Annotated in this window: 14 protein-coding genes; 2 read left to right on the top strand and 12 right to left on the bottom strand. The window is 60.1% G+C overall.

Annotated elements, in window-relative coordinates:
* Positions 1-52 precede the first annotated feature (52 nt).
* The gene (locus H8S56_RS19710) at positions 53-1,279 is read left to right on the top strand and encodes an MFS transporter (protein WP_214654163.1); all 1,227 of its coding nucleotides are present in this window, start codon (positions 53-55) and stop codon (positions 1,277-1,279) included.
* A 53-nt stretch (positions 1,280-1,332) separates the two neighbouring features.
* Here H8S56_RS19710 and hemE read toward each other — a convergent pair whose 3' ends face one another.
* From hemE to H8S56_RS19650, 12 genes are all read right to left on the bottom strand, one after another.
* On the bottom strand, positions 1,333-2,400 hold the full coding sequence (gene hemE / locus H8S56_RS19705; RefSeq protein WP_024689071.1) for a uroporphyrinogen decarboxylase: 1,068 nt from the start codon (positions 2,398-2,400) through the stop codon (positions 1,333-1,335).
* A gap of 166 nt (positions 2,401-2,566) precedes the next feature.
* Positions 2,567-3,328, bottom strand: coding sequence for a S1 family peptidase (locus H8S56_RS19700; protein ID WP_235986824.1), 762 nt, complete (start codon positions 3,326-3,328; stop codon positions 2,567-2,569).
* Positions 3,329-3,693: 365 nt separating this feature from the next.
* Positions 3,694-5,112 carry an FAD-dependent oxidoreductase gene (locus H8S56_RS19695; protein ID WP_024689070.1) on the bottom strand — a complete coding sequence of 473 codons (1,419 nt, stop codon included), beginning with the start codon at positions 5,110-5,112 and terminating at the stop codon, positions 3,694-3,696.
* Positions 5,113-5,233: 121 nt separating this feature from the next.
* On the bottom strand, positions 5,234-9,679 hold the full coding sequence (gene gltB, locus H8S56_RS19690; RefSeq protein WP_187519560.1) for a glutamate synthase large subunit: 4,446 nt from the start codon (positions 9,677-9,679) through the stop codon (positions 5,234-5,236).
* A 359-nt stretch (positions 9,680-10,038) separates the two neighbouring features.
* A complete protein-coding gene (locus H8S56_RS19685) occupies positions 10,039-11,664 on the bottom strand; it encodes an SPOR domain-containing protein (protein ID WP_187519559.1) in 1,626 nt (541 codons plus the stop codon).
* A 10-nt stretch (positions 11,665-11,674) separates the two neighbouring features.
* Positions 11,675-12,778 carry a 3-dehydroquinate synthase gene (gene aroB / locus H8S56_RS19680; protein ID WP_024689067.1) on the bottom strand — a complete coding sequence of 368 codons (1,104 nt, stop codon included), beginning with the start codon at positions 12,776-12,778 and terminating at the stop codon, positions 11,675-11,677.
* 126 nt (positions 12,779-12,904) lie between these two features.
* Positions 12,905-13,423, bottom strand: coding sequence for a shikimate kinase AroK (gene aroK / locus H8S56_RS19675; protein WP_004882714.1), 519 nt, complete (start codon positions 13,421-13,423; stop codon positions 12,905-12,907).
* 4 nt (positions 13,424-13,427) lie between these two features.
* Positions 13,428-15,527 (bottom strand): type IV pilus secretin PilQ, encoded by a 2,100-nt coding sequence (gene pilQ / locus H8S56_RS19670; RefSeq protein WP_024689066.1) that lies wholly within the window; start codon positions 15,525-15,527, stop codon positions 13,428-13,430.
* A 47-nt stretch (positions 15,528-15,574) separates the two neighbouring features.
* Positions 15,575-16,102, bottom strand: a complete 528-nt coding sequence (locus H8S56_RS19665; protein ID WP_024689065.1) for a pilus assembly protein PilP — start codon at positions 16,100-16,102, stop codon at positions 15,575-15,577.
* The gene (gene pilO, locus H8S56_RS19660) at positions 16,099-16,722 is read right to left on the bottom strand and encodes a type 4a pilus biogenesis protein PilO (protein WP_024696158.1); all 624 of its coding nucleotides are present in this window, start codon (positions 16,720-16,722) and stop codon (positions 16,099-16,101) included. Before pilO ends, H8S56_RS19665 begins: the two co-directional genes overlap by 4 nt.
* Positions 16,719-17,291, bottom strand: coding sequence for a PilN domain-containing protein (locus H8S56_RS19655; protein ID WP_024689063.1), 573 nt, complete (start codon positions 17,289-17,291; stop codon positions 16,719-16,721). The genes pilO and H8S56_RS19655 overlap by 4 nt, the downstream gene beginning before the upstream one ends.
* Complete coding sequence (locus H8S56_RS19650) at positions 17,291-18,355, bottom strand: pilus assembly protein PilM (RefSeq protein WP_024689062.1); 1,065 nt, start codon at positions 18,353-18,355, stop codon at positions 17,291-17,293. Before H8S56_RS19650 ends, H8S56_RS19655 begins: the two co-directional genes overlap by 1 nt.
* Positions 18,356-18,564: 209 nt before the next feature.
* Here H8S56_RS19650 and H8S56_RS19645 point away from each other — a divergent pair, with 209 nt between their 5' ends.
* A complete protein-coding gene (locus H8S56_RS19645; protein WP_408003837.1) occupies positions 18,565-21,006 on the top strand; it encodes a penicillin-binding protein 1A in 2,442 nt (813 codons plus the stop codon).
* Positions 21,007-21,076 lie beyond the last annotated feature (70 nt).

Here is a 21,076-nt window from a genome sequence, read left to right as displayed (position 1 = left end):
GAGGTTTACCGTGAACCCTGTCACTGCGCCATCTCCTGCTCCGTCAAATACCCTGCTCAGCGAAGCGTCTGTCGCGCTGGAAGACCGTTACATCGAGAAAAACACGCCGTTGTTCAAACGCACGGCACTGGCCTTGTTCGCGGGCGGTTTTTCGACCTTTACGCTGCTGTATTGCGTACAGCCGATGATGCCGATGCTCTCTCAGGAGTTTTCCATCACGGCAGCCCAGAGCAGCCTGATTCTCTCGGTCGCCACCGCAATGCTCGCCATCGGTCTGCTGATCACCGGGCCGATCTCCGACCGGCTTGGGCGCAAGTCGGTCATGGTCCTGGCGCTGTTCTGCGCCTCGCTGTTCACCATTGCCAGCGCGCTGATGCCGAGCTGGGAAGGCGTGCTCATCACCCGGGCGCTGGTCGGGCTGTCGCTCAGTGGCCTGGCGGCCGTGGCCATGACCTACCTCAGTGAAGAAATACACCCCACGCACCTCGGACTGGCAATGGGGCTGTATATCGGGGGCAGCGCCGTCGGCGGCATGAGCGGCCGGTTGATCGTCGGGGTGATGATCGATTACGTGAGCTGGCATGCCGCAATGCTGGTGGTCGGAGGCCTGGCCCTGATCGCGGCGGCAGTGTTCTGGAGAATCCTGCCGGAGTCGCGCCACTTTCGCCCCCGTTCGTTGCACCCTCGCAGCCTGCTGGACGGCTTTGTCGTGCAGTTTCGCGACAAGGGCCTGCCGTTGCTGTTTCTGGTCGGTTTTCTGCTGATGGGCGCGTTCGTCACCCTGTTCAACTACATCGCCTATCGGCTGCTGAGCGAACCCTACAACCTGAGCCAGGCGGTCGTGGGTGTGTTTTCCGTGGTGTACCTGTCGGGCATCTACAGCTCGGCAAAGATCGGCGCACTGGCGGATCGACTGAGTCGCCGTCGCGTGCTGTGGGCCGTGATCGTCATGATGCTGTTCGGCCTGAGCCTGACCCTGTTCACGCCATTGTCGGTCGTCATTGCGGGCGTGCTGATCTTCACCTTCGGCTTCTTCGGCGCGCATTCGGTGGCCAGCAGTTGGGTCGGCCGCAGAGCGACCGTCGCCCGAGGCCAGGCGACGTCACTGTACCTGTTCTGCTATTACGCAGGCTCCAGCGTGGCAGGCACCGGCGGCGGGGTTTTCTGGCATTACGCCGGCTGGAACGGCATCGGGATGTTCATTGGCGTATTGTTGCTGATGGCACTGGGTGTGGCATTGCGGCTGGCGAAATTGCAGCCCTTGGCGGGAAAAGGCTGACTGATCACGATCAGTGCCCACGCTGGCGTGGGCACGATCAACGCACAGACGACTCAGTTCTGGTGATACTGCGCCGACAACTCATGCACCGCTTCGATGAAGGCACCTGCGTTTGCCGGGTCGACTTCGGGCGTGATGCCGTGGCCGAGGTTGAACACGTGGCCTGTGCCGCTGCCGTAGCTGGCGAGGATACGCGCCACTTCCTGGCGAATGGCTTCGGGACGTGCGTAGAGCACGGTCGGGTCCATGTTGCCCTGCAGTGAAACCTTGCTGCCGACACGCCGACGCGCTTCTCCGATGTCACAGGTCCAGTCCAGACCCAATGCGTCGGCACCGGCATCAGCGATGCTTTCCAGCCACAGTCCGCCGCCCTTGGTGAACAGAATAACTGGCACTTTGCGACCGTCATGTTCGCGAATCAGGCCGTTGACGATCTTGCGCATGTAAGCCAGGGAAAACTCCTGATACGCCGCCGAGGACAGGCTGCCGCCCCAACTGTCGAAAATCTGCACCGCCTGCGCACCGGCCAGAATCTGGCCGTTGAGGTAGCTGGTCACCGACTGCGCGAGCTTGTCCAGCAACAGGTGCATCGCTTGCGGGTTGTCGTACAGCATGGCCTTGGATTTACGGAAATCCTTGGATGAGCCGCCTTCGACCATGTAGGTCGCCAGCGTCCAAGGGCTGCCGGCAAAACCGATCAGCGGCACACGGCCATTGAGTTCGCGGCGAATCGTGCTGACCGCGTCCATCACGTAACCCAGATCCTTTTGCGCATCCGGGACTGGCAGGGCTTCGATGTCAGCCAGCGTGCTCACGGTTTTCTTGAAGCGCGGACCTTCGCCAGTTTCAAAATACAGGCCCAGGCCCATGGCATCCGGGATGGTCAGGATGTCGGAGAACAGAATGGCCGCATCGAGTGGATAACGGTCCAGAGGCTGCATCGTGACTTCACAAGCGAACTGCGGGTTCTTGCACAGGCTCATGAAGTCACCAGCGCTGGCGCGACTGGCACGGTATTCCGGCAGATAGCGACCCGCCTGACGCATCATCCAGACAGGGGTGACGTCTACGGGTTGCTTGAGCAAGGCGCGCAGGAAACGGTCGTTCTTCAGGGCAGTCATGTCGGCATCCGCTATAAAAGTGCGGGTATTTTCTCAGAGCGCGAAGCAAAAGGCACGGCAAGAGCCGTGCCTTTTATCTATCGGGTCGATTTGCCGCATGCTTCAGCGTTGCAGTAGACGGCGCTCATGGCGTCCAGAATGAAAGCTGACGACAATTGCGAGCGCACTATTTATTCATTTGAATAATCGCGTTTATCCAGTCGATGAAATAAGACACACGCGTGTACTGGCCCGCACTTTGAAACAGAGACCGGCTGACCAACCCAACCTCTATATAGTCGTCACCAGTCCTATACAGCAAAGGCCCGCCGGAATCGCCGCCTGCCTGACTGTAGCCCGCACATAGATTGTTGACCGGGTTGAAGTTGGTGTCAGGATAGCCCGGAGGAACGTAGGTACACAGCAACTCGCCCAACACATGGCCCTGCCCCTGATAAAGCACATCCGACAAGCGCCCATCATCCGTGCGACCAAAACCGACCAACGTCACTGGCGTGCCAACATCGAGGGGGACAGAGGTGTCAGCACCGTTCAGTTTCAGAAACCGGGTGCTTTGCGCGGGACGGGCGAGTTTGATCAGCGCTATGTCGTATTGACCACGGGCGTCATAGTCGGGATGAAGGAAAACGTCCGCGATCTCAATACGCTCGTTCTCGATGAGCACAGGCCGGTATTGCTCAAGACCGATACTCACCGAGTGGGCCTGTGTATTGATCAGGCAATGCGCTGCTGTCAGCACCCACTGCGGTGCAATGAGCGAACCGCCGCAGATATGGGAACCGTCTTCCTTGACCAGCGCAGCAAAGAATGGGTACTGCCCGCTGGGCGCGGGCTCACCGCCGATGATTTTTCCGGCGTTGAGAGAATTGGCGGCCGTACAACCGCCGAGTACGGCGACCAGGCAAATCAAAGCCAATAGTTTGTTCATGATCAACTCCCTGATCGTGACTGAATCCCTGTGACAACGCGCCTGCGATCCTGCAGTGCACGTCGATGTTTCGGTTTGCAGCGAGTCGTGACTCGACTGAACCAATTTTCAGTTAAGCGGAATGAGTCCGTGACGGAAACTGTCAGAACTGCCAGTAGCAGTGGGGAAAAGGCAGAAAAAAGGGCTTTCAGGCATGAAGCGCAGAAACGACGCCGGGCACACACAGGTTAACGTGGTGAATGGAGAGGCAATTTGTGAGAGCGGACTTGCTCACGAAGAGGCCTGTTCATCCGCCGCATGAGGCGGTGTGAACAGAGCATTCGCGAGCAAGCTTCCACGGTCAGCTGTCCGTTGCGTGACAGCAATCAGACGCCCAGGTAATCCAGAATCCCTTCAGCTGCGTTGCGGCCTTCGAAGATCGCGGTCACAACCAGGTCGGACCCGCGAACCATGTCGCCACCGGCGAAGATTTTCGGGTTGCTGGTCTGGTGCTTGTACTGAGACTGCTCCGGCGCGATCACGCGGCCCTGGCTGTCGGTGTTGATGGTGAAGGGCTCGAACCAGGCAGCCGGGCTCGGGCGGAAACCAAAGGCGATGACCACGGCATCGGCCGGGATGATTTCCTCGGAACCCGGAATCGGCTCGGGGCTGCGACGGCCACGGGCATCCGGCTCGCCGAGACGGGTCTCGACCACTTTCACACCTTCAACCTTGTCTTCGCCGACGATGGCGATGGGCTGACGGTTGTAGAGGAACTTCACGCCTTCTTCCTTGGCGTTCTTCACTTCCTTGCGCGAGCCCGGCATGTTCTCTTCGTCACGACGATAGGCGCAGGTCACCGACTTGGCACCCTGACGGATCGAGGTACGGTTGCAGTCCATCGCCGTGTCGCCACCACCCAGCACAACGACCCGCTTGCCTTTCATGTCGACGAAATCTTCAGGGGACTTTTCGAAGCCCAGATTGCGATTGACGTTAGCGATCAGGAAATCGAGTGCATCATGAACGCCTGGCAGGTCTTCACCGGCAAAGCCGCCCTTCATGTAGGTGTAGGTGCCCATGCCCATGAACACGGCATCGTATTCTTCGAGCAACTGGTCGATGGTGACGTCCTTGCCGACTTCGGTATTGAGACGGAACTCGATACCCATGCCGGTGAACACTTCACGACGATGGCTGAGTACGGTTTTTTCGAGCTTGAACTCGGGGATACCGAAGGTCAGCAGACCACCGATTTCCGGGTTCTTGTCGAACACCACCGGGGTTACGCCGCCACGCACCAGCACATCGGCGCAGCCCAGACCTGCAGGCCCTGCGCCAATGATTGCCACGCGTTTGCCGGTCGGCACGACCTTGGACATGTCAGGACGCCAGCCCATGGCGAACGCAGTGTCGGTGATGTACTTCTCGACCGAACCGATGGTCACGGCACCAAAGCCGTCGTTCAGGGTGCAGGCACCCTCGCACAGACGGTCCTGCGGGCACACACGGCCGCAAACTTCCGGCAAGGTGTTGGTCTGGTGCGACAGCTCGGCCGCCGCCAGGATGTTGCCCTCGGCAACCAGCTTGAGCCAGTTGGGAATGAAGTTGTGCACCGGGCACTTCCATTCGCAATACGGGTTACCGCAGCCCAGGCAGCGGTGCGCCTGATCGGCGGACTGCTGAGGCTTGAAGGGCTCGTAGATTTCCACGAACTCTTTCTTGCGTTGACGCAGCAGTTTCTTCTTCGGGTCTTTACGCCCGACATCGATGAACTGAAAGTCGTTACTTAGACGCTCGGCCATTCTCTAGAACCTCTACACGACAGCTTCAGGCTATGACCCTGAAGCTGCAGGAAATCATGTTCGCAGGCATTCGCGCACTGCTGTGGTCGTGCGGCGTGAAACACGCCGCGTGCAGTTGCGCTTATTGCGGGTTCGCCCGGGTGCTGGAGAGCAGCGACTTCAGGTTGGCAGCCTTGGGCTTGACCAGCCAGAAGCGACGCAGGTAGTCGTCCAGGTTTTCCGCGAGGTTGCGACCCCATTCACTGTCGGTTTCCGCGACATACTCGTCCAGAACGCTCTGCAGGTGAGTGCGATAAGCCTCCATCGCCTCGCCGCTGATGCGCTGGATTTCAACCAGCTCGTGGTTCACGCGGTCAACGAACGTGTTGTCCTGATCAAGCACGTAGGCGAAACCGCCTGTCATGCCGGAACCGAAGTTGTAGCCGGTCTTGCCGAGTACGCAGACGAAACCACCTGTCATGTATTCACAGCAGTGGTCGCCAGTGCCTTCCACAACCGTGTGAGCACCGGAGTTACGGACTGCGAAACGCTCGCCCGCAGTGCCCGCCGCGAACAGCTTGCCGCCGGTCGCGCCGTACAGGCAGGTATTGCCGATGATTGCACTTTCGTGGGTCTTGAACGGGCTGCCCTTGGGCGGCACGATCACCAGCTTGCCAGCGGTCATGCCTTTGCCGACGTAGTCGTTGGCGTCGCCTTCCAGGTACATGTTCAGGCCGCCGGCGTTCCACACACCAAAGCTCTGACCGGCAGTGCCCTTGAAGCGGAAGGTGATCGGAGCCTTGTTCATGCCCTGATTGCCGTGCAGGCGGGCGATTTCGCCGGAGATGCGTGCGCCGATGGAACGGTCGCAGTTGCAGATATCCAGTTCGTACTCGCCGCCACTGAGGGCTTCGATGGCCGGTTTGGCCAGCTCGACCATCTTCTCGGCCAACAGCCCTTTGTCGAAGGGCGGGTTGCGATCCACAAGACTGAACTGAGGCTTGTCAGCCGGAATGTGGTCACTGCCCAGCAATGGCGTCAGGTCCAGATGCTGCTGCTTCTCGGTTTCGCCCGGCAGCATTTCGAGCAGGTCGGTACGGCCGATCAGCTCTTCCAGCGAACGCACGCCCAGTTTGGCCAGCCACTCGCGGGTCTCTTCAGCCACGTAGGTGAAGAAGTTGATCACCATGTCGACGGTGCCGATGTAGTGATCCTTGCGCAGCTTTTCGTTCTGGGTGGCGACGCCGGTGGCGCAGTTGTTCAGGTGGCAGATACGCAGGTATTTGCAGCCCAGCGCGATCATTGGCGCGGTCCCGAAGCCGAAGCTTTCGGCCCCCAGAATTGCCGCCTTGATCACGTCGAGGCCGGTTTTCAGGCCGCCGTCTGTTTGCACACGGACCTTGCCGCGCAGGTCGTTGCCGCGCAGGGTCTGGTGCGTTTCAGCCAGGCCCAGTTCCCACGGCGCGCCCGCGTATTTGATCGAGGTCAGCGGAGAAGCACCGGTGCCGCCGTCATAGCCGGAAATGGTGATCAGGTCAGCGTAGGCCTTGGCGACACCGGCCGCAATCGTTCCGACGCCCGCCTCAGCCACCAGCTTGACCGAGACCAGCGCCGCCGGGTTGACCTGCTTGAGGTCGAAAATCAGCTGCGACAAGTCTTCGATGGAATAGATGTCATGGTGCGGCGGCGGCGAAATCAGGGTCACGCCCGGCACTGCGTAGCGCAGCTTGGCGATCAGACCGTTGACCTTGCCACCGGGCAATTGCCCGCCTTCGCCAGGCTTGGCGCCTTGGGCGACCTTGATCTGCAGCACGTCGGCGTTGACCAGGTATTCCGGAGTTACACCGAAACGACCGGTCGCGATCTGCTTGATCTTGGAGCTGCGGATGGTGCCGTAGCGCGCCGGGTCTTCGCCGCCCTCACCGGAGTTGGAGCGAGCTCCCAGACGGTTCATGGCCTCGGCCAGTGCTTCATGCGCTTCCGGCGACAGTGCGCCCAGCGAGATACCCGCGGAGTCGAAGCGCTTGAGGATCTCGGACAGCGGCTCGATGTCGTCGATGTTCAGCGGCTGGTCGAGGGTCTTGACCTGCAGCAGGTCGCGAATCATCGACACCGGACGCTTGTCCACCAGCGAGGTGTATTCCTTGAATTTGCTGTAGTCGCCCTGCTGTACAGCTGCTTGCAGAGTGCTGACCACGTCCGGGTTGTAGGCGTGGTATTCGCCACCGAACACGAACTTGAGCAGACCGCCTTGCTGGATCGGCTTGCGCGGGCTCCAGGCTTCGGCAGCCAGGGCTTTCTGCTCGGCTTCCAGGTCGACGAAACGTGCGCCTTTGAGACGGCTCGGCACGCCACGGAAGCTGGTGTTGCAGACTTCCTCAGACAGGCCGATGGCTTCGAACAGCTGCGCACCACGGTAGGAAGCAACGGTCGAGATGCCCATCTTGGACAGGATCTTGAGCAGGCCCTTGGTGATGCCTTTGCGGTAGTTCTTGAAGACTTCGTACAGATCGCCCAGCACTTCGCCCGTGCGGATCAGGTCGCCCAGCACTTCGTAGGCCAGGAACGGATAGACCGCCGAGGCACCGAAACCGATCAGCACCGCGAAGTGATGCGGATCACGGGCGGTCGCGGTCTCAACCAGAATGTTGCTGTCGCAACGCAGACCCTGCTCGGTCAGGCGGTGGTGAACCGCGCCAACCGCCAGCGAGGCGTGGACCGGCAGCTTACCCGGTGCAATGTGGCGATCGCTCAGCACGATCAGGGTATGACCGGAACGCACGGCTTCTTCGGCCTGGTCAGCGACGTTGCGCACAGCGGCTTCAAGGCCCATCTGCTCGTCGTAGTTCAGGTCGATAATGTAGCGCTCGAAACCCGGACGCTCCAGGTTCATCAGCGAGCGCCACTTGGCCGGAGAAATGACTGGCGAGCTGAGGATCACGCGCGAAGCGTGCTCAGGCGACTCCTGGAAAATGTTGCGCTCGGCACCGAGGCAGATTTCCAGCGACATGACGATGGCTTCGCGCAGCGGGTCGATCGGCGGGTTGGTGACCTGCGCGAACTGCTGACGGAAGTAGTCGTAAGGCGAACGTACGCGACGCGACAGCACGGCCATCGGCGTGTCGTCACCCATCGAACCCACGGCTTCCTGACCCTGCTCGCCCAGCGGACGCAGCACCTGATCACGCTCTTCGAACGTGACCTGGTACATCTTCATGTACTGCTTGAGCTGGTCGCTGTTATAGAAAGCCGAACCGTGGTCGTTGTCTTCCATGGTCGCCTGGATACGCAAAGCGTTCTTGCGCAGCCACTGCTTGTACGGATGACGCGACTTGAGGCGGTTGTCGATGGCGTCGGTGTCGAGGATCTGGCCGGTCTCGGTATCGACCGCGAAAATCTGGCCCGGACCGACGCGGCCCTTGGCGATAACATCTTCAGGCTTGTAGTCCCAGACGCCGATTTCCGAAGCCAGGGTGATGTAACCGTTCTTGGTGGTGACCCAGCGCGCCGGGCGCAGGCCGTTACGGTCGAGCAGGCAGACTGCGTGGCGACCTTCGGTCATCACGACACCGGCCGGGCCGTCCCACGGCTCCATGTGCATGGAGTTGTACTCATAGAACGCCCGCAGGTCCGGGTCCATGGTTTCAACGTTCTGCCACGCAGGCGGAATGATCATGCGCACGCCACGGAACAGGTCGATGCCGCCAGTCACCATCAGCTCCAGCATGTTGTCCATGCTCGATGAGTCGGAACCGACACGGTTGACCAGCGGCCCCAGCTCGTCCAGTTCCATCAGGTCGTTGGTGAACTTGGTGCGGCGCGCCTGGGCCCAGTTGCGGTTACCGGTAATGGTGTTGATCTCGCCGTTGTGGGCGAGGAAGCGGAAAGGCTGAGCCAGCGGCCATTTCGGCAGGGTGTTGGTCGAGAAGCGCTGGTGGAACACGCAGATTGCGGTTTGCAGGCGCTCGTCGCTCAGGTCCGGGAAGAAGGCCGTGAGGTCGGCCGGCATCATCAGACCTTTATAAATAATGGTCTTGTGCGAAAAGCTGCAGATGTAATGGTCGGTGTCCGCCGCGTTGGCAACCGACGAGCGACGGCGGGCGCTGAACAGCTTGATCGCGAATTCCTGATCGCTCAGGCCTTCACCGCCGATGTAGACCTGCTCGATCTTCGGCAGGCGCTCAAGCGCGAGACGGCCCAGCACGCTGGTGTCGATCGGCACCTGACGCCAGCCCACCAGATCCAGGCCTTCGGCCAGGATTTCGCGGTTCATGTTTTCACGGGCCGCATCGGCCCTGGCGTCGTCCTGATTGAGGAACACCATGCCCACGGCATATTGGCGGGGCAAATCGACGCCGAAGTGATCCTTGGCCATCGCGCGCAGGAAGCCGTCGGGCTTCTGAATCAACAGACCACAACCGTCACCGGTCTTGCCGTCGGCGTTGATACCGCCGCGGTGGGTCATGCAGGTCAGGGCTTGGATAGCCGTCTGCAACAGGTGATGACTGGGCTCGCCTTGCATATGTGCGATCAGGCCGAAACCACAGTTATCCTTGAATTCATCTGGTTGGTACAGACCTGCTTTCATAGACACTTTCTCACCAGGCTGCCTCTATGCGAGGCAAATTTCCTTTTAATTCAACCAATTACCTGACACGCCGAACGTACGCCAGCTTCGGACAGGCAAAACGGAGGTCATTGTACACAGCGATACTGGGGCTCACAAATTTAACGACGATTGGTGGATAATCAATGTCGCAATTATGAAAGTTTTAAAGCGGGTCGCTGTGGTAGTCAAAGTATTTCTTGAAGAATCTGACTGAAGCGACTGAGACTGCGGAGCGTTTGTAACGCAGACGCCACAAGGCGCGCCCCGAAAAGGCGGCGCGCTCAAGCGGGTAAAGTCAGGTTTGCCGGGTGAGCGGCCCGGATAGGGCCGCTGCGACTTCAGCGAGTGGCGCCAAGCTCTTGTTGGATGCTGGCGACAGTACGAGGCCAAGGTTTACCAGCCTGAACCTTGGCTGGCAATACCTTGATGGCTGCCAGGGCGGCAGCACGGTCAGAAAAATTACCGTAAGTCACCACATACAGCGGCTTGCCCTGCAGGGTTTTCTTGAAGTAACGGTATTCGCCGCCCTGCTCCGCAACGTAGGCCTGAGCGGTGGCTTCGGAGCTGGTGCCGAGGATCTGCACCACGTAGTGGCCTGGAGCCTGACCGCTGTACCAGTTACCACCGGCCGCAGGCTTGGCAGCAGCCGGTTTTTCGGCAGGCTTGGCGGCAGCAGCTGGCGCTGGCTTGGCGGTGGCCACCTGAGTCGGCGCAGGTGCAGGCTTGGCGACCGGCGCGGCAGGCACTGCCGGTGTTGGTGCTGGAATGGACGAACGCGGCGTCTGCGGCGCAGCCTGGCCAGCAGGAACGCCAGCAGGCGGCGCAGTGGTGGTCACGGTTGCAGGCTGAGCAGGCGAACCCATCGGCACTGCGTCTTCGTCTGTATCACCCGAGCCTGCTGCCTCGGCCAGCGGGCCGCGCATGACAGGCTGCGAGTTACCGACCAGCGGCAACGGCATTGGCTGTGAATTGCCCGCGAACTCGATGGCCGGACCACCATTGTTCGACTGCTGAGCAGATGGCGTGCCCTGACCCAGAGGCAGTTGTGCCTGGGCAGAAGCAGGGGCATTGGCCGGTGTGCCGGTCTTGTCGCCACGACCCGGGATCAGCACAGCTGCTGCCACGGCTACGATAACGACGGCACCCAGAGCCAATACGTGTTTTTTCGGCATGTTGAACCCCACACTTGGACGCTTGACCGCAGAACGACTTGCGATCATCGCCTCGATCATTGAATCGCGGGCCACCTGGTTGATCGCCCCAGGCCAGCCATCGGACTGTTCATGGATATCGGTGATCTGGTCGGCAGTAAACAATGCGATTCCCTGCCCTGCACCCTCCAGACGCTGAGCCAGATATTCCCGGGTTTCTTCTTCCGTATAAGGTTGCAGCTCGATGACGTGAAAGCGTTCGCCTTCGACGTCACCCTGCATGTCGGCACACAGCTGATCGAGACGGTCGAGCAGCGATGGCTCGCCAAACAGGAACACATGCGGACGCCCTTCCGGCGTACCCGCAGCAAGCCCCAGCAACGCTTCGAGCGCCGAATCGCCAAGTTGTTCCGCATCGTCAACCAGCAAATACACTTCCTGACCGGTCAGCCCGAGCTGAACGACCTGCGACAGGATCGGCTGCATTTCGGCCTGGGCAACAATCAGCGCCTGGGCAACCTGCTGCAGCACACCGGCTGCATCACTGGCGCCGCGTGCGGAAACGACCACGCTCTGAACCGATTGTTTGTTGGTGCTTGCCACCAACGCCTGGCGCAGCAGGGTCTTGCCGCTGCCCTGAGGCCCGGTGACTGCCAGCAGCAACTGGCTGTAACGCGCCAGGTGGTGCAACTGTCCCAGCACGGGTTTGCGCTGGGCAGGGAAAAATTTGAAGCCAGGTACCCGCGCTGCAAAGGGGTCATGACTCAACTGGTAATGGCCGAGGAAGGCCTCGTCGGCGTGCAAACTAGTCATGGGTATTCCGTTAACCTCTAAGCTGATCCACCAGGGCGCGGTAATCCGCAACCAGGGTGGCCTGTAATACTTCTTTTGGATAATCGTCCGTGATAACCGCTTCACCCATCCGACGCAGCAGCACCAGCCGCAGGCGTCCGTCGATGACTTTCTTGTCGATAGCCATATGCTCGAGGAAATGCGCCTCGGTCATGTCCTGTGGTGGCACCACGGGCAGTCCGGCCCGCTGAAACAGCCGGATGCCTCGGTCGCGTTCCTGCGTACTGATCCAGCCCAGGCGTGAAGACATTTCCAGCGCCATGACCGTACCGGCAGCAACCGCTTCGCCGTGCAGCCAGACACCATAGCCCATATGCGTCTCGATGGCGTGACCGAATGTGTGACCCAGGTTCAAGGTCGCCCTGATACCCGACTCGCGCTCATCGGCCCCCACCACCAGCGCCTTGGCCGCGCAGGAGCGCTCGATAGCCGTGGTCAGCGCAGCCTGATCGAGCCCGCGCAAGGCGTCGACATGCTCTTCGAGCCAGGTCAGGAATGGCTCATCGCAGATCAGTCCGTATTTGATGACTTCGGCAAGCCCGGCGGACAGCTCACGCGCAGGCAGGGTATTGAGCGACGTGGTGTCGATCAGCACGACACCTGGCTGGTAGAACGCGCCCACCATGTTCTTGCCCAGCGGGTGGTTGATACCGGTCTTGCCCCCCACCGACGAATCCACCTGTGACAACAGGGTGGTCGGGATCTGAATGAAGTTCACGCCGCGCTGGTAACACGCGGCCGCAAACCCGGCCATGTCGCCGATCACACCGCCGCCCAGCGCGATCACGGTAGTACGACGATCATGACGAGCCGTCAGCAGGCCGTCGAAAATGGTCTGCAGGGTTTCCCAGTTCTTGAATGCCTCGCCATCGGGCAGCACGATCGGCAGCACGTTGTAACCCGCCAGCGTGCGGGTCAGTCGCTCCAGATAGAGAGGCGCCACTGTCGTGTTGGACACGATTGCCACCTGACGCCCGACGATGTGCGGGGCCAGCAGCTCAAGCCGATCCAGAAGGCCTTCGCCGATATGGATCGGATAGCTACGTTCACCAAGCTCGACCTTAAGTGTCTGCATGTGTCCCCACATTGATTACGGGTTGGGCGGTTGCACGCTTGCGTGCGTCAGGACAGCCATGCTCCGGGAGCCTGCACCATCACTGTTTTTAATGGTCGCCGAGGATAGCGCATTTTTGGCCGCGCTTTAACGGGGAGGAAGCTCGGCCAGACGCGCCAGAATATCCAGAACCACCATACGGGGCGGCCGTTCATCGGTTTCGACCACCAGATCGGCGATCTCCCTATACAACGGGTCACGAATCGCCAGCAATTCACCCAGCACCCGGGCCGGGTCTGCCGTGCGCAGCAACGGACGATTGCGATCACGCGCCGTACGACCCACTTGCTGTTCGACGGAGGCGTGCAGGTACACCACGCGCCCGCCTGCATGCAGCGCCTGACGATTTTCGCTGCGCATGACTGCACCGCCGCCCGTTGCCAGGACAACGCCGTCGGCCTCGCACAGTTCGGCAATCATGGCCTGCTCACGGTCGCGAAAGCCCGGCTCGCCTTCCTTGTCGAAAATCCAGGGAATATTGGCGCCCGTACGCAGCTCGATTTCCTTGTCGGAATCCTTGAACGGCAGTCGCAACTCTTTGGCAAGCAAACGGCCGATGGTGCTCTTGCCAGCACCCATCGGCCCCACAAGTATTAAATTTCGCACAGAATCAACGACTCACAGCAATCGCCTGGTTGTTCATGATACGCGGTGTCAGAAATACCAACAGCTCGGATTTTGCCTCTGATACCACGTCGCGCCTGAAAAGGCGGCCAAGATACGGCACATCACCGAGAAATGGCACTTTCTCTACAACTTTACTTTGCGTATTGGAGAACACACCACCAATCACGATCGTCTCGCCGTCGGAAATCAGCACCTTGGCGTTGACCTCGTTTTTCTTGATCGGCGGCACACCCAGCACGGCATTGAGGTAGTCGGGCTCATCCTTGGTGACCTTGACCTCCATGATGATGCGGTTGTCCGGGGTGATCTGCGGGGTGACTTCCAGCGACAGGGAAGCTTCCTTGAAGCTCACGGTCGTGGCACCGCTCGAGCTGGATTCCTGATACGGAATCTCCGTGCCCTTGAGGATCTTGGCGGTTTCCTTGTCAGAGGTCACGACCTTGGGCTGGGAGACGATTTCGCCGTTACCGGTTTTTTCCATCGCACTGAGTTCAAGGTCAAGCAGTGCGTTATTGGTCAGAAAGCCGATGCCAACGCCAGCCGTGGCATCGGGTGCCCCCAGATCCACGAAAGGAATATTCGCGGTCAGGTCGTTCCCCGTATTGCCTGCTTCATCGCCGTTATCATCGAGACCGCCAATGCTCCACTTGCGAGACCGATCGGTCCGACCGCCCCAGCGCACGCCGATCTGCTTGTCATAGTCGACGTTGGCCTCGACGATGCGCGCCTCGATCATGACCTGACGTACCGGAATGTCGAGTTGCGACACAATGCGGCGCAACTCGTCCAGACGGTCCTGAGTCTGGTAGGCAATGATGTTGTTGGTACGCTCATCCACGGTGATGGAACCGCGCTCGTCGGTCTTGGACTCGGCACTGGTGACCGACTGAAACAGCTTGGCGATGTCGCCTGCCTTGGCGTAGTTGACCTGCAGCAGTTCGCGGCGTAGCGGTGCCAGCTCGGCAATCTGCTTGAGCGATTCCAGCTCCTGACGCTCACGGGCGGCAATCTCGTCGGCGGGCGCGACCAGCAACACGCTACCGACCTTGCGCTTGTCCAGCCCTTTGGTCTTGAGCACCAGGTCCAGCGCCTGATCCCACGGCACGTTCTGCAGTCGCAGGGTGATGCCGCCCTGAACCGTGTCACTGGCAACCAGATTGAGGTTGGTGAAATCGGCGATCAACTGCAGCACCGAACGCACGTCGATGTCCTGAAAGTTGAGTGACAGCTTTTCGCCGGTATACACCGGCTTGTCGGCGGCACGTCGGTCCACGTCCTCATTGGTCAATGGACGCACACTGATGGTCAGCTTGTTTTCGGTCTGGAAGGCCGAATAGTCGAACGCACCGGACGGCTCGATGGAGATGCTCGCCTTGTCGCCCGAGGCGGTGGCGCTCACGAACTGCACCGGGGTGGCGAAATCCTTGACGTCCAGGCGCACACGCAGTGGATCGGGCAACTGGGTCTTGGCAAAGTCCACACGGATCTTGCCGCCCTGCTCCTGAATGTCCGGCGCGATGCTGGCGTTACTCAAGTCGATGATCACATTGCCTTCGCCCAGCTCACCGCGCTGGAAGTCGACGTTGCGAATGGCCCGCGCACCGGCAGGCACATAAGGCCGCGCAGAAGCTGGCGTGGGCGGTGGTACTGCAACCCTGACAGCGCCCTTGGCGGTACTGGGCTGCGAGGCCTGGGCGGCAGCGGCGCCCTGACCGATCACCACGAACAGATTATTGCCTTCGACCCGCGAGCTGTACGGCGACAGCGACGTCAGGTTGATGATGACCCGCGTACGATCCTGTGCCTGAACCACGACCACGCTGCGTGCGTTGCCCGCACCCAGATCACGGCTTTTGGTTGCAAGCTGACTGGTCACGCCTGGCAGGTCCAGCGCAATGCGCGCCGGCTGCTCGGTCGTGTAGCCACGCGGGGCTGGCACCGGCGAATCGAATGCAAGCTTGAGCTCGATCCGGTCACCCGGCAGCGCAGCAACGTCCAGGGTCTTGAGGTTGGCCGCCTGGAGAACCGGCGACATCATCGCTATCCATAACGACACGCCGATAATCGAGAGAATCCGGGTCATGATCAATTTCCGTTGTGCGGTGCTTTGCATGCTTGGCCTTGCCCACTTCATGAGCGTTCTTTGAGGGAAATACTGCGCGGCCTTTCAAGCCAGGCCCCCTCTCCATCAGGAACAATTTCAATCACATCGACCTGCGCATCGCTGACCGACACAATCCGGCCGTTATTACGACCTATGTAATCTCCCACCTTGACCCGGTGAACCCCTCCGGCTCCGCGCAGCAAGGCGAACGTACCCGACTCGTTACCGATGGTCCCGACCATCTCGAACGCTTCGATATTGAATCCTTCAAGGAACTGCCTGACCCGGTTCAGATCCGGCGCGACCAGCCGCGAACCCTTCTGACGGTTGAGCATATCCAGCTTGATGGCTGGCTGAAACGGACTGCGCAGGCTCGCCGCGTTATAGGTGAACGCTTCATACGCCCGAAACTTGGGCAACGCCTCGATGGTGCCGCTGGGACGCGCCTGGGCCTGAGCCACGAACTCGCTCAGATCGGCAAAATCCTTGTCACCGCCACAGCCGGCCAGCCCTGTCAGGGCCGCACTGACGCACAACATACGCGCCACCCTCATTTCTTCAGCCCTTCATCGTTGTAGCGGTAGGTCTTGGCCAGGATGCTCATGCGCAGCTTGCCGGACACCTTGGGATCAACCGGTTTGATGTCGAAATCATGCAGCGTCACGATCCGCGGCAGGCTGGCCACGCCGCTGACGAAGGTCGCAAGATCGTGATAACCACCCACCACGGTGATCTGTATCGGCAATTCGATATAGAACTGCTGGACGGCTTCGGGCAACAGCTTGATTTCCTCGAACTCCAGGCCGCTTCCCAGCCCGGTTCGCGTGATGTCTTCGAGCAGGCCCGGCACTTCGGTGTCGCTGGGCAGTTGCCGCAGCAGGGCACCGAAGGTGTTTTCCATCTCTTCCATCTGTTTCTTGTAGGGCTCAAGGTTCGCAGCCTGGAACGCCTTGGTGGTGAACTGCTCCTTGAGCGAAGCTTCGCTTGCCTGCGCACCCGTCAGTTGGGCTTCCAGGTCCTGAATAAACAGGAAATAGCCCAGTGCGAAGATCAACACCGCAACCAGCATGCCTGAAATGGCCTTCACCGCAGCTGGCCATGAACCCATGTTGCTCAGGTCAAGCTCGTTGATGTCGACCTTGCGAAGCCCTTCCAGCCATTCGGTCATGCTCATGGCCTGGCTCCTTCGGCAGCAGCCTGAGGCTGGGTCTGGCGCACGGTCAGCTGAAAGACGTTCGCCTGATCGACAGCGCCAGCCGTAGTGGCCTTCACTTCAGTCAGGCTCGGTGCCTCCAGCCAGTCGGAGGCTTCAAGGTTGCGCATGAGGTCCGAGACACGGTTGTTGGATTCGGCAGCGCCGGTGATGGCGATCATTTTGTCGGTCATTTTGACTTCTGAGAAATACACGCCATCGGGCAGCGTACGAGCCAGCTGGTCGAACACCCGACCTGTGACGGGACGGTTGCCCTGCAGGTCCTGGATGATTTTCATACGCTCCAGCAGCTGTTTGCGACGCGCTTTCAGATCGCCGATCTCCTTGATGCGGGTGTCGACCAGCGCAACCTCTTTCTGCAAAAAGGCATTGCGCGCCAACTGCTGGTCGATGGCTGCGCTGACGAAACGATCAATCAGGAACAGAATCCCGACAGAGATCACAAGCACGCCGACCAGTGCGGTCAGGAAACGCTTCTTTCGTTCTTCGCGTAATTCTTCACGCCAGGGCAGTAAGTTGATCCGTGCCATCAGTCAAAGCTCCTCAAAGCCAGACCGCACGCGATCATCAAGGCTGGTGCATCGCTGGCCAGCGCACCGGCATTGACCTTGGAACTCAGTGCCATGTCAGCAAACGGGTTGGCTACCTGGGTCGGCGTGCCAAGACGACGCTGAATCAAATGTTCAAGCCCTGAAATCGAAGCCGTGCCGCCTGCCAGCATGATGTGATCCACAGAGTTGTACTGACCTGCCGCGAAGAAGAACTGCAGGGAACGCGAGACCTGTTGCACCAATGCATCCTTGAAAGGTTCCAGCACCTCGCTGACGTAATCGTCAGGCAGGCCGCCCTGCTTTTTCGCAAGGCCGGCTTCTTCCATCGAAAGGCCATAGCGCCGCTGGATCTCATCCGTCAGCTGTCGCCCGCCAAACAGTTGCTCGCGGGTATAAATGATGCGGCCGTGGTGCAGTACGCTCAGGGTGGTCATGGTCGCGCCGATGTCGACGACAGCGACGGTCAGCTCGTCATGGCCATTGCCCAATTGCGTCGCCAGCAGGCCGAACGAACGTTCCAGCGCATAAGCCTCGACGTCGACGACGCGCGCGGTCAGCCCGGCCAATGCCAGCGCGGCCTCGCGAACTTCGACGTTCTCCTTGCGACAGGCCGCCAGCAGCACCTCGACACGCTCGGGGTTGCGCACCGAATAGCCCTGCACCTCGAAATCGATGGCGACTTCTTCCAGCGGATAGGGAATGTATTGGTCGGCTTCGAGCTTGAGCTGGTTCTCCATGTCGTCGTCCGACAGGCCGGCATCCATCTCGATGGTCTTGGTGATGACCGCGGAACCTGCCACGGCCACCGCCACGATTCTGGCGCTGGTCTTGGCCTTCACGATAACCCGTGACAGCGCCTGGCCGACCCCTTCGAGCTCGGCAATGTTCTTCTCGACCACGGCATTGGCAGGCAGCGGCTCGACGGCGTAAGACTCGACTTTGTAGCGATTTCCGGAGCGACTCAATTCAAGGAGTTTTACCGAGGTGGAGCTAATATCGATCCCTAGAAGGGTGTTGGCCTTCTTACTGAAGAGTTCGAACACAACCTGATTCCTATGAGTTTCCGTCACTTACGGAGTTATTTCGGGTCGACGTCACTGTCGGCAGCCTTGACAGTAGCGCAAATCACGCTTGGGGACGAAAAATGCTTATAATGCCCAGCGTTTTTTTCGTTTGAGAAAGCTTCAAGGCGTGTTCATTTGTAAATGCCTGCGCTTAACCTATTATTTTTTCTGGAAATCCAAAAGCCTTGATACGCCTGCTGAAGTTTTTCTGGTGGTCTCTCGTCGCGGTATTCTGCTCGCTGCTGCTCGGCCTGAGTGGCGCGTTCCTTTATCTGAGTCCCACTCTGCCATCCGTTGAGGCGCTGCGAAGCATCCAACTGCAAATTCCCCTGCGCGTTTACAGCAGCGACGGCAAGCTGATCGCCGAGTTTGGCGAGATGCGCCGCACCCCTATTCGCTTCGCCGAGATCCCGCCCAACTTCATCAACGCACTGTTATCGGCCGAAGACGACAATTTCGCCAATCACTACGGCGTCGATCCCAGCAGCCTGATGCGCGCCGCCACACAACTGGTGAAGAGCGGCCACATTCAATCAGGCGGCAGTACCATCACGATGCAGGTCGCGAAAAACTTTTTCCTGACCAGCGAAAGAAGCTTTTCACGCAAAACCACCGAGATTCTTCTCGCCTTGCAAATCGAGCGCCAACTCACCAAGGACGAGATTCTTGAGCTGTACGTGAACAAGATCTATCTGGGCAACCGGGCCTATGGCATCGAGGCGGCGGCGCAAGTCTACTACGGCAAATCGATTCGCGATGTAAGTCTTGCGCAAATGGCCATGATTGCCGGTTTACCCAAGGCGCCGTCACGTTTCAACCCATTGGCCAACCCGGCCCGCGCCAAGGAACGCCGCGACTGGATCCTGGGCCGCATGTACCGTCTGGGCAAGATCGACCAGACTGCCTATCAGGCCGCTCTGAGCGAACCACTCAACGCCAGCTATCACGTTCCGACACCTGAAGTTAACGCCCCTTATATCGCTGAAATGGCCCGCGCCGAAATGGTCGGTCGTTACGGCAGCGACGCCTACACCGAGGGTTTCCGCGTTACTACGACCGTTCCAAGCGGCCTGCAGGAAGACGCCAACAAGGCCGTCCAGCGCGGCCTGATCGACTACGATCAGCGCCACGGCTACCGCGGCCCGGAAAGCCGCTTCCCCGGCATGACCCGCGCCAACTGGGCTCAGGAACTGACCAGGCAACGCACGATCAACGGCCTTGAGCCTGCCATCGTGACCCAGGTCGACAAGGCCGGCTTGCGCGTGCTGACGCGCAATGGCGAGAAAGAAGAAACGGTCGACTGGAGCACCATGAAGTGGGCGCGCCCGTACCTGAACACCAACAGCCTGGGCGCCAATCCGAAGCAGCCAGGCGATGTAGTCAAGGTCGGTGATCTGGTTCGCCTGCTGCGCCAGGACGACGGCTCGCTCAAATTCAGTCAAATTCCCGTCGCGCAAAGCGCACTGGTGTCACTGGATCCGCAGAATGGTGCCATTCGCGCACTGGTCGGCGGCTTCGCGTTCGAGCAGAGCAACTACAACCGTGCCATGCAGGCCAAGCGTCAGCCGGGTTCGAGCTTCAAGCCATTCATTTATAGTGCTGCACTCGATAACGGCTACACCGCGTCGAGCCTGGTGAACGACGCGCCTATCGTGTTCGTCGATGAATACCTGGACAAGGTCTGGCGTCCGAAGAACGACACCAACACGTTCCTCGGCCCCATCCGTCTGCGCGAAGCGCTGTACAAGTCGCGCAACCTGGTTTCGATCCGCCTGCTGCAGGCACTGGGCGTGGACAGCACGATCGACTACATCACCCGCTTCGGCTTCGCCAAGCAGGACCTGCCGCGCAACCTGTCGCTGGCTCTGGGCACCGCAACGCTGACCCCGATGGAAATCGCCACGGGCTGGAGCGCCTTTGCCAACGGCGGCTACAAGGTCAGCCCTTACCTGATCCAGACCATCGAGAACCGCGACGGCCAGACCCTGTTTGCGGCCAACCCGCCCAGCGTACCGGCCCATGATGTGAAGACCGCGCCTGATACGTCGACCTTTGCGGTACACGACAGCCCCGACCTGACGACCAACGCCTCGAACGCACCTGCCGAACCTCAGGCACCCGCCGTGGCCGAGCGAATCGTCGACAGCCGCACGACGTTCATCCTGAACAGCATGCTGCAGGACGTGATCAAGCGCGGTACAGGGCGTCGCGCACTGTCCATGAACCGACCTGACATTGCAGGCAAGACCGGTACGACCAACGAATCCAAGGATGCGTGGTTCTCCGGCTACAACGCAGATTACGTGACCACGGTGTGGAGCGGTTTCGATCAGCCGGAAAGCCTGGGACGTCACGAGTTCGGCGGCACGGTCTCGCTGCCGATCTGGATGGACTACATGAGCGCCGCACTGAAAGACAAGCCGCCGCATCAGCAGGCAGAGCCGGATGGCATCCTCAGCTTGCGCGTCGACCCGGTCAGCGGCCGCGCGGCAACGCCGAGTACACCAAATGCGTTCTTCGAACTGTTCAAGAGCGAAGACACGCCGCCGAGCGTCAACGAACTGGGCGGCGGCAGCGCGCCGGGCAGCCCGCTGCCAGCGGATGAGTCGGCACCGATCGACTTGTTCTGAGGCAAGCCGCCTCCCACGGGGCATTGAACTGCTCACTCCGCGGGAGCGGACTTGTCCGCGAAAGCCATGG

Source organism: Pseudomonas triticifolii (assembly GCF_014358015.1).
GTDB lineage: Bacteria > Pseudomonadota > Gammaproteobacteria > Pseudomonadales > Pseudomonadaceae > Aquipseudomonas > Aquipseudomonas triticifolii.
Note: the sequence above shows the minus strand (reverse complement) of the source record. Positions and strands in the feature narration are given on the sequence as shown.

Excerpts from the sequence above, each read along its gene's own strand:
- pilQ (WP_024689066.1), bottom strand. The coding sequence starts at position 15,527 with ATGACCCGGATTCTCTCGATTATCGGCGTGTCGTTATGGATAGCGATG.
- H8S56_RS19665 (WP_024689065.1), bottom strand. The coding sequence starts at position 16,102 with ATGAGGGTGGCGCGTATGTTGTGCGTCAGTGCGGCCCTGACAGGGCTG.
- pilO (WP_024696158.1), bottom strand. The coding sequence starts at position 16,722 with ATGAGCATGACCGAATGGCTGGAAGGGCTTCGCAAGGTCGACATCAAC.
- H8S56_RS19695 (WP_024689070.1), bottom strand. The coding sequence starts at position 5,112 with ATGGCCGAGCGTCTAAGTAACGACTTTCAGTTCATCGATGTCGGGCGT.
- hemE (WP_024689071.1), bottom strand. The coding sequence starts at position 2,400 with ATGACTGCCCTGAAGAACGACCGTTTCCTGCGCGCCTTGCTCAAGCAA.
- H8S56_RS19685 (WP_187519559.1), bottom strand. The coding sequence starts at position 11,664 with ATGACTAGTTTGCACGCCGACGAGGCCTTCCTCGGCCATTACCAGTTG.
- gltB (WP_187519560.1), bottom strand. The coding sequence starts at position 9,679 with ATGAAAGCAGGTCTGTACCAACCAGATGAATTCAAGGATAACTGTGGT.
- aroB (WP_024689067.1), bottom strand. The coding sequence starts at position 12,778 with ATGCAGACACTTAAGGTCGAGCTTGGTGAACGTAGCTATCCGATCCAT.
- H8S56_RS19700 (WP_235986824.1), bottom strand. The coding sequence starts at position 3,328 with ATGAACAAACTATTGGCTTTGATTTGCCTGGTCGCCGTACTCGGCGGT.
- H8S56_RS19655 (WP_024689063.1), bottom strand. The coding sequence starts at position 17,291 with ATGGCACGGATCAACTTACTGCCCTGGCGTGAAGAATTACGCGAAGAA.